Origin of the sequence: Vibrio ostreae (assembly GCF_019226825.1) — a bacterium.
Lineage (GTDB): Bacteria > Pseudomonadota > Gammaproteobacteria > Enterobacterales > Vibrionaceae > Vibrio > Vibrio ostreae.
The window spans coordinates 1,297,090-1,313,425 of the sequence record NZ_CP076643.1 but is presented as its reverse complement, the minus strand read 5'-3'; the positions used below and the strand labels follow the sequence as shown (position 1 = coordinate 1,313,425).

Here is a 16,336-nt window from a genome sequence, read left to right as displayed (position 1 = left end):
TCAGTTTTCCGGATTGCAATAAACGAGAAAAGTGATCATACGTCAATGCAAGCATAGACGAATTTACTCACTCTTGACTTAGGATTTACTTAAATACCGTATTCAACTGAGTAACTTATCGATTTGCGGCTTAATCATATCGGCCGCCGGTCGATTCTAATTCGTTTACTTAAGGAGTTTCGGCGCCTGGCCACCATCAATCGGACGGCTTACAGATACCCGGCGTCCTTTTTTAAGTCCGACTTCGTAATCTTCAGTCAGATTCTTCATGGCTTCCCGCAGCTGTTGCTTGAAGGTTTCCCGGTCGATGTTTTGAAACTCTTTATCAATATAGTTATTGATTTTGTTGGCTGATTCATCGTCTGGCGCTATCTCTGGCAGCTTCTCTAGCGCACCTTCTACCCAGCCGGACAAAAAGGAGTTTACCCGGCGCTGGACTTCGGTATTTGGTGTGCCGCTACCGGCAAAACTGTTACGAAATTGCCCGGTTTGCTCGTTCATTTCCCGATAGATGATATCAAAGGCGAAAGCGGCAAAAATCGCCCGGTCTGCTTCGCCGATAAATTCAACTCGTTTCAAGCCTTTATGGTTAAGCAGCACGGCTTCTACGCCAAATTTGGTATTGATGCCGCGGATCACGCGCAAGATGGCGGATGAGATGGAGGCTGGCAGCAGGTGGGTGGACTGGGTTTTGCCCATTTTGATGAACTCGATGTCATCTTTATCCAGACCATACTTGAGCATCAGCCGGTGCGCCATTTTTATGGCGTTAGCGGCTTCGTTCACATTGGCGGAGTTACCCAGTTCAAGGCACTTTGCGATTTTTTTGAGGGCTTTTTGCTTATCCATCGACATGAAAAAAACGTTACTACGGCATTGAGAAAAGTCCGCTATTTTACCGTTTTTATGCCGTAATTTAAAGCCGGGCAGCCAATAGGAATGTGAATCAGTGCCCGTCTTGTACCTGCGGTTCGGTGATTGGGGGCGTTTTACCGGCAGCAGGGGCGCTGCCGGGCTAACTTGTGATCAGAGGCCGAGTTCATCCAGCAGGTCGGAAGTGGCATCGTCTGCCGCTGCACTGCCTGGTTGTGTCTTACTTTCCATCTTCTGTTGCGCAGCCGCTAAAATGGAATCCGGGCTTTCATCTTCCTGAATTTCAAATTCTTCCAACTGGATAAATTCGGTTTTATCCATCGCCAGCTCAAGATAGAAAATATTGTTGTTTTCGGTCGAGAAGGTGACACGGCGTGCTTGCGGGCGATCCAGGTTGGTGTCCACCGACAAATTGACCTGCTTATTCAGCGACAACATTTTAGGCTGGTTCTGGGTAATGTTAGTTTGCAGCTCTTTGCGTATTTTTTTGGTGAAGTCACCCACTAACTGGTTCATCAGTTCACCCAGTACATCACCCACTTCGTCTGAAGTGTGCAGCACGGCCAGTTCTTCTTCCGGCATACCCATGTTGCGCATGTAGTTGGCGTAGACTTCCAGCGCCGCTTTGGCGGTGAAGTTGATGACCACCAGGCCGCTGAATCCGCCATCAAACAGGACAAAACAACCGAAGTCCGGTTTCAGTGACGTTTTATTGATCTTCTGCACCATCGCCGAGTAAGAGATGTTAGATGCGGTGGCGGAAGTCAGGACGCTGGACACTGATTGGCATAGTTTCAGCAAAATATCTTCGGTGGTGACGATCTTACTTTTTTTCATGTATTTGTCCGTAAAAGCTGATTAGACGCAAAGCGTAATGGAAGAAACTGGGTCACATTAAGCCGATGTGCCATTAAATGCACCATTCGCAGTATAACGTCATGTTAGGGGCGAAATAATCCACACCGCATCATAGCAGGCTTGGTGATAAATCATAAGTCGGTATCACTAGTGAAAAATTCCGTTTCATTTCATTCTGGCATTGAGATTCTGATTTGATCACCTTTTTAAATGTTGTAAAGTGACATGACTCAAATATTAATACCAAAAATAACTTATAACCCAGAGCTGATAGGATCAGCGCAGTACGGGCAGGAAGCAAATGTTACCAAGACTTCACCTCCAATCCGATGTTGACCCTGTTGTTTTAACGTTTTTACATGAACTTGAAGCAGCGGGATTTAGCGGCGATATTGAAACTCAGTATTCAAGTCGTCTTGCTGTTTCCACTGATAACAGTGTGTATCAACAACTGCCACAAGCCGTTGTCCATCCGAAATCGACTCAGGATGTGTCGATCATCGGTAGAATAAGCACTAAACCTGAATTTGAACGCGTCACGTTTTCTGCCCGTGGCGGCGGCACCGGCACCAACGGTCAGTCTCTGACGAAAGGGGTGGTGGTAGATCTTTCCCGTCATATGAACCACATCCTGGAAGTCAATGCCGAAGAAGGCTGGGTGCGGGTTCAGGCTGGTGTCGTTAAAGACCAGCTTAACGATGCGGTACGCCCTTATGGCTTCTTCTTCTCGCCAGATTTGTCGACCAGTAACCGTGCTACTCTGGGCGGTATGGTCAATACCGATGCGTCCGGTCAGGGTTCGCTTAAATACGGCAAAACCTCGGATCATGTGCTTTCCCTGCAGGCGGTGTTTGCTGATGGCTCGGTACTGGAAACCGATTTATCGCAAGGTTTGCCGCAGGCTGGCAGTTATGCTGCTGAGGCCATGCGGGTGACCGAAGCGGTATGCCGTGATAAGCGTGAGCAGATTGTTGCTAAATTCCCGCCGTTGAACCGTTTTTTGACCGGCTATGATCTGAAAAACGCCCTTGATACCGACAATGATAGATTTGATATCACCCGCGTACTGTGTGGTGCGGAAGGTTCACTGGCGTTTATCACCGAAGCCAAGCTGAATCTGACTCCGATTCCGAAAGCGCGTACGCTGGTGAACATCAAGTACGACAGCTTTGATTCGGCGCTGCGTAACGCACCGGTGATGGTGGAAGCGAATGCCCTGTCGGTGGAAACCGTTGACTCGAAAGTACTTAATCTGGCGCGTGAAGACATTGTCTGGCACAGCGTCAGTGACCTGATCACCAGCGTTCCGGGTAAAGAGATGCTCGGCCTCAATATTGTTGAATTCGCTGATCAGGATGAAGCCTTAGTGCGTTCTCTGGTGGAGCAGCTGACCGCCCGTCTGGAAGTGATGGTCGAGAATCAGGAAGCGGGGATTATCGGCTTCCAGGTGTGTGATGATTTGGCGAGCATCAACCGTATTTACAACATGCGTAAGAAAGCGGTTGGTCTGCTGGGGGCGGCGAAAGGCCGCGCCAAGCCGGTTCCATTTACTGAAGATACTTGTGTGCCGCCGGAGAACCTGGCTGACTTTATCGCCGAGTTCCGGGACCTGCTGGATTCAAAAGGGCTGGCTTACGGCATGTTCGGCCACGTTGATGCTGGTGTTCTGCACGTGCGTCCCGCGCTGGATATGTGCGATCCGAAGCAAGAGCTGATGATGCACGAAGTGTCGGATGAAGTGGTTAAGCTGGTAGCGAAATACGGCGGCCTGATGTGGGGTGAACACGGCAAAGGCTATCGCTCAGAATACGGTCCGGAATTCTTCGGTGACGAGCTGTTTACTGAACTGCGCCGCGTTAAGGCCGCGTTTGACCCGCATAACAAGATGAACCCGGGTAAGATTTGTACGCCGCTCGATACTAACTTTGAACTGGTTAAAGTCTCTGACACTAAGCGCGGCTATTTTGACCGCCAGATTGATGTCGAGGTACGCGACAGCTTTAAACGTGCGATGGAGTGTAACGGTAACGGCCTGTGCTTTAACTATGACACCAGCTCACCGATGTGTCCTTCGATGAAGGTCACCGCCGATCGCCGTCACTCGCCAAAAGGCCGTGCCGGTCTGGTGCGTGAATGGCTGCGCCAACTGACCGAGCAGGGCATTGATATCCTGGATCTGGAGAAAAAGGCGCTGGAAACCACGCCAACCATCAAGACCATGATTGACCGGGTGCGAAACCGTATCAACCAGCGTCATGAGTATGATTTTTCCCATGAAGTGTACGAAGCGATGAATGGCTGTCTGGCGTGTAAAGCGTGTGCCAGCCAGTGTCCGATAAAGGTTGATGTACCCGGATTCCGTTCCCGTTTCCTCAATATCTACCATTCGCGTTATCAGCGTCCGGCCAAAGATTACCTGGTGGCCAATATTGAAACCATGCTGCCGGTGATGGCTAAAGCGCCAAAACTGGTCAACGGTGTGATGGCTCAGAAATGGGTACAGAAGGTCACGGCGTCTACGGTGGGTTATGTTGATGCCCCTATGCTGTCTGTGCCGACGCTGGCACAACGCACCCGTCGCCATCCGCTGACTCCGTTTGATATGCAGCGCCTGGCGTCGTTGTCGCAGGATGAGCGCAACCAGCACGTGATTATCGTGCAGGATCCGTTTACCAGCTATTACGATGCGGATGTGGTGGAAGATTTTGTCGCTCTGGCGGTGAAACTGGGCAAAAAACCGATTCTGCTGCCGTTCAAACCCAACGGTAAGGCGCAGCATATTAAAGGCTTCCTCAAGCAGTTTAAGTCAACAGCAACCAATACCGCAGGATTCCTGTCCCAGGTGGCGGATCTGAACATTCCCATGGTGGGCGTCGATCCGGCGCTGGTGCTGTGTTACCGCGATGAATACGCTGAGGTGCTGGGTAGTGAACGGGGAGATTTTAGCGTTATTACCGTGCACGAGTGGCTGCAGCCGCGCCTGACTGAATTCCACGCTAAGGAGTCTGCTCAGGCTGAACCTTGGTATCTGCTGGCGCACTGTACTGAGAAAACGCGGATGCCAAACGCGGAGAAGGAGTGGGGGGCAATCTTCGCCCACTTTGGTGCAACACTGAAAACAGTGCCGGTCGGCTGTTGTGGTATGGCAGGTACGTTTGGTCACGAAGTGGATAAATTCCAGATGTCGAAAGACATTTACGGCCTGAGCTGGAAACCAAGTATTGAGAAGCTGCCGGTAGAGCGTTGTCTTATCACCGGTTATTCCTGCCGCAGCCAGGTAAAACGCTTTGAAGAGGCCAAACCGAAACATCCTCTGCAGGCGTTGCTGTCGTTGATGTAATCGGGCGGAACAAGCAGATTAGCACTGATTTAATTGATAAAGCCCGGTTTTACCGGGCTTTGTTTTTATATCGTCACAGAAAAAGGCTTATAATGAAGCAATACCTGTCTGGGAGCTATTATGCGTTTTTTGGAATTGAAAATACCGCCTGTGGCGTTGTTTCTGGTTGCTCTGGTTCTGGTCAACCGCTTAGCTGTTCTGATTCCGTTTACTGACGTCAGTCTGCCGTACAAATATGCGGTGTTTGCGGTGTGTTTTGTCGCGGCTGCTGTGATCGGCATTGCCGGTGTGGTGCAGTTCCGGCGTGCGAAAACCACAGTCAATCCAATTCAGCCTTATAAAGCAACCACTGTGGTTGATTCCGGGGTGTTCCACTACAGCCGCAATCCAATGTATCTTGGTTTGTTACTGCTGCTGTTTGGTTTTGCTTACTGGCACCAGAACCTGATAAGTTTTGCTGTGGTGGCGGGATTTGTGATGTACATGAACCGCTTCCAGATTATTCCGGAAGAGAAGGCGCTGGAGCACCTGTTCGGGGAAGATTATGTTGATTATAAAACCCGGGTACGGCGCTGGTTGTGAGCCTGAAATCAGTGTTTTTAGGCCAGGTAATGGCGCAATAAAAAAGCTTCACCACGGTGAAGCTTTTTTATTTGTGGTTTTTGCACGCGACTGCTGTTAGGCCGCTTTAGCGAACTTTGCCAGGAAGGCGTCCTTACGCTCGTTGAAACGGCTGACCAGATCATCAATATCTGCCTGGTTGTACGGTTTCAGTCCGCTGGCTACCATGCGTTTTACACCGCTGCCGACCTGTTCACCTTCTTCTTTAAACGCGAAGTTCAGCGTCACGATCCCGCGTTTGCCCTCAACATCGAAAGTCGCACCGGTGAATTCTACTTCAGGGTGCGTCAGGTCAAGGCGTGAGAATTCAACTTCCATGCTCTCGTAGATCACTAACGGACGCTGGCAGTTGATCATCATCTGCTGCTCTTCCATCAGCGGCACCATGATGTGCGGAAAGTTCATGCCGGAAAACTGAACGTAGTTTGTAACCACGTGTTCGATGAAAGCTGCGTCATGGCTTACTTCGCCTTCACGGTTCATGTGCAGATATTCTTTACCTGACTCGTCGACGACAGCGCTTTCTTTGCTGCACTTGTTCTCAATATGCAGAGCCGTTCCGTCACCCACCATACCTGAGAAATCAAAACGCATTTTCTGGCTGATGCCTTCACGTTTCAGTAGTACTGCAAACAGAAGATCGCCAGGTACACAGAAGCGCTTGCTGTCTTCATCGTGGATCGGGTTGAAGTCGCCCGCTACACGTTTGGCGAAGTGACTGGCCTGTTCGCGAGTGAACTGGAATTGATGGTCTTGATTTGAGAAGTAAGGAGCTAGAAACATAATTTACGCTATTCCGACAAAACTGTGACGGATTATAGCTCTCAACCCGGAGTCTAATGGTCCAATCAGTTGGAAGTGAACAAACAATATTCATAATAACAACACAATAAGAGCTCAAAAGCGTGATCTTTTGGCAGCGGAAGTCGTAATGAAACCCGTCACAGTATAGGAAAACACAGCATGACTCATAAAAAACTGCATTTGCCGCAAAAACAGTGTGTGGTGTGCGCTCGGCCATTCACCTGGCGTAAAAAATGGGCCGATTGCTGGGAAGAAGTGAAGTATTGCTCGCAAAGATGTCGGACAGTGAAGTTCCCGGTTTCTAGAACCTAGAACCTAGGTCTCAGAGGCGCTTATCGAAAAAAGCAGCCAGTGTGTTGGCTGCTTTATTCAATCTTAATGTCGGATTCGGGTTCTAAGGTTCCAGAACCCTAGGGCCTAAAACCTTTTACCCCACACTCGGCAGCAATTGCTCCGGCATCAGGTGATTGTGTACCGCCTGCAGCAGCAGTTCATTCGCCGCGGCGATATCAGGCGCAAAGTAACGGTCCTTATCATAGAACGAGACTTCACGGCGCAGGATCTGCCTGGCTTCTTCCACTCGGGCAGAAGAGAGGTTCGGCGCGCGGAAATCCAGACCTTGCGCGGCGGCGAGATATTCCACCGCGAGAATACCGCGGGTGTTCTCGCTCATGTCTTTCAGGCGGCGACCGGCAAAGGTTGCCATCGACACGTGGTCTTCCTGATTGGCTGAGGTCGGCAGGCTGTCAACTGAAGCCGGATGAGCCAGAGTTTTGTTCTCACTTGCCAACGCCGCTGATGTGACCTGAGCAATCATAAAGCCGGAGTTGACTCCGCCATTATCGACCAGGAACGGAGGCAGTTTACTCAGTGCGCTGTCGATCAGCAGTGCCATGCGGCGTTCTGACAAGCTGCCGATTTCGGCAATCGCCAGAGCCAGACCATCGGCCGCCATTGCCACCGGCTCAGCGTGGAAGTTACCGCCGGAGATGATGTCGCCATCGTCGGCAAACACCAGCGGGTTATCAGAGACGGAGTTGGCTTCCACCTGCAGGATTTCCGCAGCATTACGGATTTGCTGCAGACAGGCCCCCATCACCTGAGGCTGGCAGCGCAGTGAGTAAGGATCTTGTACTTTTTCGCAGCCCTGATGGGAGTCACCAATGGTGCTGCGTTCATCCAGTACATGACGGTATGCGGCGGCAGCATCCATCTGACTTTGATGACCGCGTACCTGATGAATGCGCGCATCAAACGGACGCCGGCTGCCCAGCGCCGCATCAACCGACATCGCGCCACATACCGTGGCTGAGGCGAACAAGTCTTCGGCCATAAACAGGCCTTCGAGTGCGAATGCGGTTGAGGCTTGTGTTCCGTTGAGCAGAGCCAGGCCTTCTTTCGGCGCCAGAGTAATCGGTTCCAGACCGGCAATTTTAAGTGCCTGCAGGCCGGAAATCACTTCGCCCTGATAACGTGCCTGACCTTCGCCAAGCAGAATGGTGCTCATATGGGCCAGCGGCGCTAAGTCACCGGAGGCGCCGACCGAGCCTTTTTGCGGTACGCACGGGTAAACCTCATGGTTCACCAGCGTCATCAGTGCTTCGAGTACCTGCAGACGGATCCCGGAAAAACCGCGTGCCAGGCTGTTGATTTTTAGCACCATCATCAGGCGCACAGTTTCATCGGCCATAAATTTGCCGATACCGGCGGCATGGGAAAGTACAATACTGCGCTGCAGAGTTTCTAAGTCCTGCGGAGCAATCTTGGTATTGGCCAGCAGACCAAAGCCGGTATTGATGCCATACACGGTACGATTCTCAGCGATCACCTGCTCAACGACACGAGTGCTCTGTTCAATGGCAGGAATGGCTTCCGGATCGAGTGACAGTGTCACGGGTTGGTGGCTCGCGGCGCGCAGTTGGCTCAGGGTCAAAGCGCCTGGTTTAATCACAAGATTCAACATGGTTACAGTCCTTACTTCAGTTGAGCGAGTTCGTCGTTCAGCATAGGGAGATCGAGGTTTTGTTGTTTCGCACAGCGTTTGGCTATCTCGTAGCCTGCATCTGCATGGCGCATCACGCCGGTCGCCGGGTCATTGTGCAAGACACGTCCGATGCGCTGGGCTGCATCGTCACTGCCGTCACAGCAGATCACCATTCCCGAGTGCTGGGAAAAACCCATGCCGACACCACCGCCGTGGTGCAGCGATACCCAGGTCGCACCGCCGGCGGTGTTGAGCAGGGCATTCAGCAGTGGCCAGTCTGACACGGCATCTGAGCCGTCCAGCATGCCTTCGGTTTCACGGTTCGGGCTGGCAACTGAGCCGGAGTCGAGGTGATCGCGGCCAATCACGACCGGCGCTTTTAGCTCACCGTTTTTGACCATTTCGTTAAAGGCCTGGCCGAGACGTTCACGGTCTTTCAGGCCAACCCAGCAGATTCGGGCCGGTAAGCCCTGGAACTGAATGCGCTCGCGCGCCATATCCAGCCAGTTGTGCAGGTGCGGATCATCCGGGATCAGCTCTTTGACTTTCTGATCGGTTTTGTAGATATCTTCCGGATCGCCGGACAGCGCTGCCCAGCGGAATGGCCCGATCCCCTCACAAAACAGCGGGCGGATATAAGCCGGAACAAAGCCGGGAAAGTCAAAAGCGTTTTCTACGCCTTCTTCCAGCGCCATCTGGCGGATGTTGTTGCCGTAATCCAGCGTGGCCGCGCCGCGCTGTTGCAGTTCCAGCATCGCTTTAACCTGAATGGCCATCGACTGTTTAGCCGCTTTGACCACTTTGGCTTCATCGGTTTTGCGCATGTCGGCGGCGTGCTGCATGCTCCAGCCAAGTGGCAGGTAGCCATTAAGCGGGTCATGGGCTGACGTCTGGTCGGTCACGACATCCGGAGTGATATTACGTTCCAGCAGTTGCGGGAAGATGTCGGCCGCGTTCCCCAGCAGGCCGACGGAAACCGGTTCGTCTGATTCATAAATAATGGCCAGTGCTTCATCGAGGCTGGTGGCTTTTTTATCAACATAACCGGTACGCAGGCGGTAATCGATACGCGATTCGTCACACTCGACCGCGATCATTGAGAAACCAGCCATGGTGGCTGCCAGTGGCTGTGCTCCGCCCATGCCGCCCAAGCCGCCAGTCAGTACCCAGCGTCCTTTGGCGTTGCCGTCAAAGTGCTTTTTCGCCACGGCAACGAAGGTTTCGTAAGTGCCCTGAACAATGCCCTGTGAACCAATGTAAATCCAAGATCCGGCGGTCATCTGGCCGTACATCATCAGGCCTTGTTTATCGAGCTCATTGAAATGTTCCCAATTGGCCCAGTGTGGCACCAGGTTCGAGTTGGCAATCAGCACGCGCGGTGCATTTTTGTGGGTCGGGAATACACCGACAGGCTTGCCAGATTGCACCACCAGCGTCTGATCGTCTTCCAGGCGTTCCAGAACTTCAACGATCTTGTCATAACATTCCCAGTTACGCGCTGCGCGACCGATACCGCCGTAGACCACCAGTGATTGCGGGTGTTCTGCGACATCCGGGTCCAGGTTGTTCATCAGCATACGCAGCGGGGCTTCCGTCAGCCAGGATTTGGCCCGCAGGGTCGTGCCGTGCGGGGCGCGGATAATACGACTGGTGTCCAGACGGGTGCCTTGTTCGGCTTGCTTGGTCATGTTACAGCTCCTTCATGGTTAAGCTTGGCGCAGCCTGAATTTGTAGGGTATGGGGCAGCGCCGTAGTGTTAGATCGCTCGGTGTCCGTGAGCGTATTTCTGTTTTATCCGGCCTTGCTGGTACGCAGGCTGGTGTGGGTTAGTTTGATTCAGTCACACTGTGAAGCAGGCGGTTTGTCCGCCATGGTGTTGGCAATATCCCAGCACAGGCGGGCTGCCAGCCGGGCGGTTTGATTATCGATGTCATAGCTTGGGTTGTACTCAGCAATATCGGCAATCATCAGTTTGTTTTTGTAATGCAGGATACGATCGAGAAACGGACTCAGCGCTTCGATACTGACACCACGGGCGGCCGGCGCGCTAACGCCGGGTGCCGTGGCCGCCGGGAAGACATCCAGATCGATAGTCAGATACAGGTAGTCACAGTCATCGATAAAATGCTGTAACTGAGTCATGTGATAGATGTGGTTGAGTGAAGAGAGTGCTTTGTCCTCCACATACCACACGCCCAGCTCATCGGCGCGCTGAAACAGGGCAGCCGTGTTGCTGGCCCGGCTCACACCCAGGCAGGCATAGTGAAAACACCAGTTATGTTCGGCGCAAAAGTGCTGAATCTGATAAAACGGGGTGCCAGAGCTGGGTTTTACCTCAGCCTGCTCTGATTTAAACGCACGCAGATCAAAATGAGCATCAAAATTGATGATTCCGATGCGCGGCGCCTGCGCGCACGTCTGCTGCAGGTGCCCGGCCAGGCCCTGAAATGTGGCCCAGGCCACTTCATGTCCGCCCCCCAGTACGATGACCGGGGTGTGTTGCAAAGCCTGAGTAATCACGCTGGCTGCGTCAGTTTGCGTTTGTTCAAGCGCGTCACCGTGGCAGTGAATGTTGCCCAGATCATACAGTGGCGAAGCGCGATGCCAGGCCATATTGGCCAGTGCCTGCCGGATCCGATCCGGTGCCTGCTGCGCTCCGGTGCGGCCCTTATTGCGTGCTACTCCGGCATCACAGGCAAAGCCGAGTATGGATACGGCCTGTTGGTTGGGCTCAAGACCGGTCGCAGACAGGCATTGCATCACATGATGCACGCGAGTCCCTAAAGCACCGTCTTCGGCATCGTGACGACCTTGCCAGGTAAAGTTGTGTGAGGTTTGAATTGCATCAGTCATTGCACAGCACTCCATCGACGATTCGTGCATGTAATCTCGGAACGCCCACCTGGTAGCTGAGATCAGCCGGATGATCGATATTCCAGATCGCCAGATCTGCATCAAAGCCGGTGGCAATTTGACCGCGGGTTTTGGCAAAACCAAGCGCTCGCGCGGCATGCTGCGTCACACCGCGCAGAGTTTCTTCCGGGGTCAGGCCGAACAGAGTGCAGCCCATATTCATCATTAAGGTTAGGTCGGCAAAAGGTGATGTGCCCGGATTGATGTCACTGGCCAGCGCCATCGGCACGCCATATTTACGCAGCAGTTCGACCGGTGGTTTTTGCGTTTCTCGTAAAAAATAGAACGCGCCGGGCAACAGAGTCGCCACTGTGCCTGATTGTGCCAGCGCCGCCACACCGGCCTGATCGAGATACTCGATATGATCGGCAGACAACCCCTGATAGCGTGCGGTCAGCGCACTGCCGCCAAGGTTCGACAGTTGTTCGGTATGACCTTTGACTTGCAGGCCGTATTCACGGGCGCAGGCAAAGACGCGCTCGGTCTGCTGCAGGTTAAAACCGACCGACTCGCAGAATACGTCGACGCTGCTGGCCAGCTGCTGCTCAGCCACTGTCGGGATGATGGTCTGACAAATGTGTTCGATGTAGGCGTCAGCGCGTCCGGCAAATTCCGGCGGCAGGGCGTGCGCGGCCAGTAATGTTGTGGTGACTTTAATCCGGCGGTGTTGCTGCAGGGCTTGCGCCGCACGCAACATCTTCAGTTCATCGTGCAGAGTGAGGCCATAACCGGATTTAATCTCAATCGAAGTCACACCGCTGCGCAGCAGCCCGTCTAAGCGAGGCAGTGCCAGCTCAATCAGCTGTTCTTCACTGGCCTGGCGGGTGGCTTTCACCGTGGCAAGAATACCGCCGCCCTGTGCCGCGATGGTTTGATAAGGCACACCGTTAAGGCGCATTTCGAATTCATTAGCGCGGTTACCGGCATAAATCAGGTGGGTATGGCAGTCAATCAAGCCCGGAGTGACCAGTTTACCGCTACAGTCGATGTATCGACTGTCACTGCTGACGGTTTCGTTACTGGCAGCTGCACTGCTGATTGCAACAATTTTGCCGTCACGAATCACGATGTTGACCGGGTCAGTAGGTTGGTAGCCACTATTTTTTGGCTGCATGCTGACAAGCCGGGCATTGGTCAGAATCAGGTCCATAATTCCCTCTTGGTGTCACAAGTCATTTAGCCTGTACTTTGATCTTATGACATTTCTTGTTTGACACCGGCCTTTCGTTGCTTAACGTCGTTGTTTTGAACGTCAGTGGTTTGGCTGTGTCGTGACAAGACAATTTAATTGTCTGCTTAAATGTATATACAAATAATGATGCAATTAAACGCAACCGACAAGGTGAATGTTGCAAAACTGTGATCAACTTTCCGTCTTACGATGGAGGGCGGTTTTACGGTAAAGCGAGGTTTGATCTTTCACGAGGTGAATAATCCTGAAAGATCAAAGGGAACAGGAGATGCGGGCAATCAGGATAAAACGATCTTTGACGTCAGTTTGTATTTGGAACCCGGGTGATAGAGCAGAGCGGAACTGACCAGGCGATCGCCGCTCCAGGTGCGCCGGTTTAACAGCAGACAGGGCTCGCTGGCGCTGAGGGCGAGAGTGGTTTTGATGTGATTATCCGGCACGATCGCTTCGACCGTATGCTCAATTGCGCTTAACGGGCAATTCTCAGACAGGTATTGATTGGGTGTGATGCGGGTAAAATCTTGTTCGAGGTAGTGCGGCGCGTAGCGGGCATTCACCCAGCGTACCTCCAGTTGCAGCGGGGTCTCATTGGCAAAATGGAGGATCTCGCTGTAAAACACCGCTGTGCCGACCATGACGCCTAGTTTTATCGCAACAAAGTCATCGGCAATAAGCTCGTGTTGGCTGATGACTTTGTTGTGGTAACGCTGGCCGCGGCTGACCACTTCCTCGGCAATATTTCGAATATCCAGCAACGGGGATTCAGCTTTCTCTTCCGGTGCGCAGACAAATGTCCCCAGACGCGGGCGGCGCTGCAGAATACCATCGGCAACCAGATCACGGATCGCCTTGTTGACGGTCATCCGGCTGACACTGAACTGCTCGGTCAGCTCCAGCTCGGTAGTGATACGATGACCGACCGGCCAACGGCCGGACTCAATGTTGTCCAGAATAAACTGTTTAATCTGCAGATAGAGGGGCGAAGAGGACATACACAATAACCTTAATTTGAATATACAAATAATCTATAACTGAGCATAAAAATGCAATTCATCGTTTGTCTTTTCATCTTAAGGTGTTAGCTGGATCCGGTTTTAGCCGGGGTTAAACTGGTGACGGTAGGCCAGGCTAAACGCGATATCGGTACTATTGTCCATATTGAATACATTTTCGATCATAGAGAATTCAATCGCGCTGTTTGGCAGCAGGTAACGATAACCAAGCACAAATTCGGTTGACGGTTTGGACATCTCACTAAAGCCATCTGACACGCCTTCATAAACATGAGCCTCGCCAATCAGATGATGGCGGGCGGCGAGCTCATACTGGTAACTCAGGCCAAATGTGGCGGTATTGTCACGGTATTCAAGATGGCGGAACACAGATTCACTGTGATGAAAAGAAACACCGAGCAGAACGTTGAACAGATGGCGTTGGTATTCATAGGCGTAATTGAGCTGCAGTGCCTGTTCGAAGCGACTGTTACTGAGTAAGCCGTGGTCGAGGTCGTTGTAATAGAGTGAGCCTCCCAATGACAAGCCCTGGTACTGATCCTGATACAGCTGATATTGCAGGTACGCCGTCAGGGCACTGCTTAATGTTTCGCCCTCGAAGTTATCGTAATGGACATCATGATCCGGTACCTCGAGATAAAACCGATCCCGATCGACGTCCTCTCGCCCTGCCTGATCGAGGCCAAAGATGCGATGGAATCCCATCGTGACTTCATCAAGATGGTTGTTGAATGCTACGTTCCAGCGATAATTCATGCCCAGTTGCCAGCGTGGTGACATCTGCCATTTCATACCAAGAAACAGTTGATTCTGATAGTAGTCGGCTTCGTAATCATCGGTCACAGCCCAGACACTGGCCATGGTGCCGCTGGTGGCAAATTCCATCGAGCCTTGCGGAAGGGAGAAACCGGAACGTATCTGCGGGGTCAGAGAGTTGGTCTGCAGCGGCGATTGAGCGTAGAGTTGTAACGGGCCATATTGGCTATTGGCATACGACAGACAAGGGCAGAGCAGCAAAGCGATTAAGCCGTTTCGGGTCTTGTTTATCATGATGTATCCTAGAGTAACCTAATCAACGCAAATGAGGTTGATATTTAACCAATCTAAATTGGTGTCGTCCAATGGACATTTTGTATGGCTTGACCAGCAGATACCTTGATTGGATATAGTAAAATATCAGCCAGTTAATTGTATTAAATAAGGAATATGCAGTATGGCAGCGCCAACAACGATGACATTTTTTGCCCGTTTTAAAGCCGATATTCTGGCGGGCAAGAAAGTGATCACCATTCGTGATGAAAGCGAGAGCGACTATCAGCCGGGTACAGTGGTTGAAGTGTCAACGCTGGAAGAGGGGCGCTATTTTTGCCATTTACGGATTGAAAAAGTAGAACCGGTACAATTTTCGCAACTGACCGAATTTCATGCCGAGCAGGAGAATATGACGTTAGATCAGCTCAAGCGGGTGATAGGCGATATCTATCCCGGTATCGAAGAGCTGTATGTGATTCACTATCAGCTGGTGTAGCGGAGCGCTGTCAGCCCTGAATACAAGAACGCCAACCCTGAGGTTGGCGTTCGACTTATCACTGCGTATTTACTTTTTGTGATGAGTTTATTCAGTTCAGAATGAACTCAAAAACCGCATCAACGCAAAAAACGAAAATTAATCACGTTTCCACAGCATGTGACAAGATTTCTGATCCGGGTCGCGGCTGATCAGCATTCGGGCGAATACGTCATCCAGTACGTCATTTTCTTCGTCTACCAGACCAATGCGTACTTCTGCGAACACTTCCTTATCGACTTCGAAACCGACTTCTGCGTCCCAGTCATCACCCACTTCGACGATTTCTGCTGCACCGCGGTCTTCAAATTGCGCGGTAAACAGAATGACATCGGCAGGTTCGAGGTTATCAGGTGCCATTTCGAGGAAAATGTCGTAAGCGGCGTCGATAGCATCGTCGTAAGAAATTAAATCAGACATAATTAAGCTCGGCTCATAAATTTGCGTTCTGTGGTGTTCACAATAACACGTTCGCCAGTCGCAATATACTCCGGAACCTGAACAACCAGGCCAGTTGCAAAACGCGCTGGTTTAGTACGTGCAGAAGCAGAGGCGCCTTTGATTGACGGATCGGTTTCTTCGATGACCATCTCAACAGAAGAAGGCATTTCGATGGCGACAGCAGTACCGTCTACCAGTACCACTTGCATGCCCTGAATGTCTTCAGTGATGAACAGCAGTTCATCTTCGATATCGGCTTGTTTGAACACGAACTGTGAGTAGTCTTCGTTATCCATGAAGATGTACTCGTCACCGTCTACGTAAGAGAACGAAATATTGCGTTTGTTCATCTCAACGGTATCCAGGAAATCGTCTGACTTGTAGCGCTCGTCAACACGAGCACCGGTTGTCAGATCAGTACAACGCAGTTTGTAGATTTTAGAGCCGCCGCGACCGCCAGGAGTGGTCACTTCGATGTCTTTGATCAGTAGCGTTTTGCCGTTAGAAACAATCGCAAAACCTTTTTTCAGTTCACTTGCCTTTGGCATGGATTTTTATCCTTCGTTCTAGAGTTGGCGGCATTATAACTAAAGGGCGGGGCAAAAAGGAATATCTCTGCACACAGTGACCTCAAGATAGTGTATTTGTGGATGATTATTCGGCAGCGCAAACAGCAAGGTATTGATTCGCGGCGGGTCATCAGCGAACATTATATCAATGAGTACAGCAA

Annotated in this window: 15 protein-coding genes; 4 read left to right on the top strand and 11 right to left on the bottom strand. The window is 51.6% G+C overall.

The genetic code is table 11. The features are described 5' to 3' along the window. Window positions 1-165: 165 nt before the first annotated feature. Window positions 166-849, bottom strand: coding sequence for a DUF2786 domain-containing protein (locus KNV97_RS12070; protein ID WP_168796994.1), 684 nt, complete (start codon window positions 847-849; stop codon window positions 166-168). Window positions 850-1,026: 177 nt separating this feature from the next. Continuing rightward, window positions 1,027-1,710: a DUF3334 family protein gene (locus tag KNV97_RS12065; RefSeq protein ID WP_218563220.1), complete on the bottom strand. Its 684-nt coding sequence runs from the start codon at window positions 1,708-1,710 to the stop codon at window positions 1,027-1,029. Window positions 1,711-2,032: 322 nt separating this feature from the next. Here KNV97_RS12065 and ydiJ point away from each other — a divergent pair, with 322 nt between their 5' ends. Together ydiJ and KNV97_RS12055 are read left to right on the top strand one after the other, a co-directional pair. After that, the gene (gene ydiJ / locus KNV97_RS12060; protein ID WP_136484065.1) at window positions 2,033-5,071 is read left to right on the top strand and encodes a D-2-hydroxyglutarate dehydrogenase YdiJ; all 3,039 of its coding nucleotides are present in this window, start codon (window positions 2,033-2,035) and stop codon (window positions 5,069-5,071) included. A 120-nt stretch (window positions 5,072-5,191) separates the two neighbouring features. Beyond that, a complete protein-coding gene (locus tag KNV97_RS12055) occupies window positions 5,192-5,653 on the top strand; it encodes a methyltransferase family protein (RefSeq protein ID WP_136484064.1) in 462 nt (153 codons plus the stop codon). A 96-nt stretch (window positions 5,654-5,749) separates the two neighbouring features. On the opposite strand, the gene KNV97_RS12050 is transcribed toward KNV97_RS12055, so the two are convergent. Next, window positions 5,750-6,475, bottom strand: a complete 726-nt coding sequence (locus KNV97_RS12050; protein WP_136484063.1) for a DUF3581 domain-containing protein — start codon at window positions 6,473-6,475, stop codon at window positions 5,750-5,752. Between the two features lie 180 nt (window positions 6,476-6,655). Between KNV97_RS12050 and KNV97_RS12045 the strand changes: the two genes are divergently transcribed. Next, window positions 6,656-6,808 (top strand): DUF2256 domain-containing protein, encoded by a 153-nt coding sequence (locus KNV97_RS12045; RefSeq protein WP_136484062.1) that lies wholly within the window; start codon window positions 6,656-6,658, stop codon window positions 6,806-6,808. 115 nt (window positions 6,809-6,923) lie between these two features. Here KNV97_RS12045 and hutH read toward each other — a convergent pair whose 3' ends face one another. The 6 genes from hutH to KNV97_RS12015 form a co-directional block, all read right to left on the bottom strand. Further along, entirely contained in the window at window positions 6,924-8,459 is a 1,536-nt protein-coding gene (gene hutH / locus KNV97_RS12040; RefSeq protein WP_218563219.1) for a histidine ammonia-lyase, read from the bottom strand. Between the two features lie 11 nt (window positions 8,460-8,470). Next, a complete protein-coding gene (hutU, locus tag KNV97_RS12035; RefSeq protein WP_136484060.1) occupies window positions 8,471-10,168 on the bottom strand; it encodes a urocanate hydratase in 1,698 nt (565 codons plus the stop codon). A gap of 148 nt (window positions 10,169-10,316) precedes the next feature. Further along, on the bottom strand, window positions 10,317-11,333 hold the full coding sequence (gene hutG, locus KNV97_RS12030; protein ID WP_218563218.1) for a formimidoylglutamase: 1,017 nt from the start codon (window positions 11,331-11,333) through the stop codon (window positions 10,317-10,319). Next, window positions 11,326-12,543, bottom strand: a complete 1,218-nt coding sequence (gene hutI / locus KNV97_RS12025; protein WP_218563217.1) for an imidazolonepropionase — start codon at window positions 12,541-12,543, stop codon at window positions 11,326-11,328. The genes hutG and hutI overlap by 8 nt, the downstream gene beginning before the upstream one ends. Window positions 12,544-12,863: 320 nt before the next feature. Beyond that, window positions 12,864-13,577 carry a histidine utilization repressor gene (gene hutC, locus KNV97_RS12020; RefSeq protein ID WP_136484057.1) on the bottom strand — a complete coding sequence of 238 codons (714 nt, stop codon included), beginning with the start codon at window positions 13,575-13,577 and terminating at the stop codon, window positions 12,864-12,866. A gap of 102 nt (window positions 13,578-13,679) precedes the next feature. Continuing rightward, window positions 13,680-14,648: a DUF3187 family protein gene (locus tag KNV97_RS12015; protein WP_218563216.1), complete on the bottom strand. Its 969-nt coding sequence runs from the start codon at window positions 14,646-14,648 to the stop codon at window positions 13,680-13,682. A 163-nt stretch (window positions 14,649-14,811) separates the two neighbouring features. Here KNV97_RS12015 and yqfB point away from each other — a divergent pair, with 163 nt between their 5' ends. Next, the gene (yqfB, locus tag KNV97_RS12010) at window positions 14,812-15,126 is read left to right on the top strand and encodes a N(4)-acetylcytidine aminohydrolase (RefSeq protein ID WP_218563215.1); all 315 of its coding nucleotides are present in this window, start codon (window positions 14,812-14,814) and stop codon (window positions 15,124-15,126) included. 138 nt (window positions 15,127-15,264) lie between these two features. Here the strand turns inward: yqfB and KNV97_RS12005 are convergent, their stop codons facing one another. Both KNV97_RS12005 and yeiP read right to left on the bottom strand, forming a co-directional pair. Then, on the bottom strand, window positions 15,265-15,585 hold the full coding sequence (locus KNV97_RS12005; protein ID WP_136484054.1) for an HI1450 family dsDNA-mimic protein: 321 nt from the start codon (window positions 15,583-15,585) through the stop codon (window positions 15,265-15,267). Window positions 15,586-15,587: 2 nt separating this feature from the next. Further along, the gene (yeiP, locus tag KNV97_RS12000) at window positions 15,588-16,154 is read right to left on the bottom strand and encodes an elongation factor P-like protein YeiP (protein WP_136484053.1); all 567 of its coding nucleotides are present in this window, start codon (window positions 16,152-16,154) and stop codon (window positions 15,588-15,590) included. Between the last annotated feature and the right edge of the window lie 182 nt (window positions 16,155-16,336).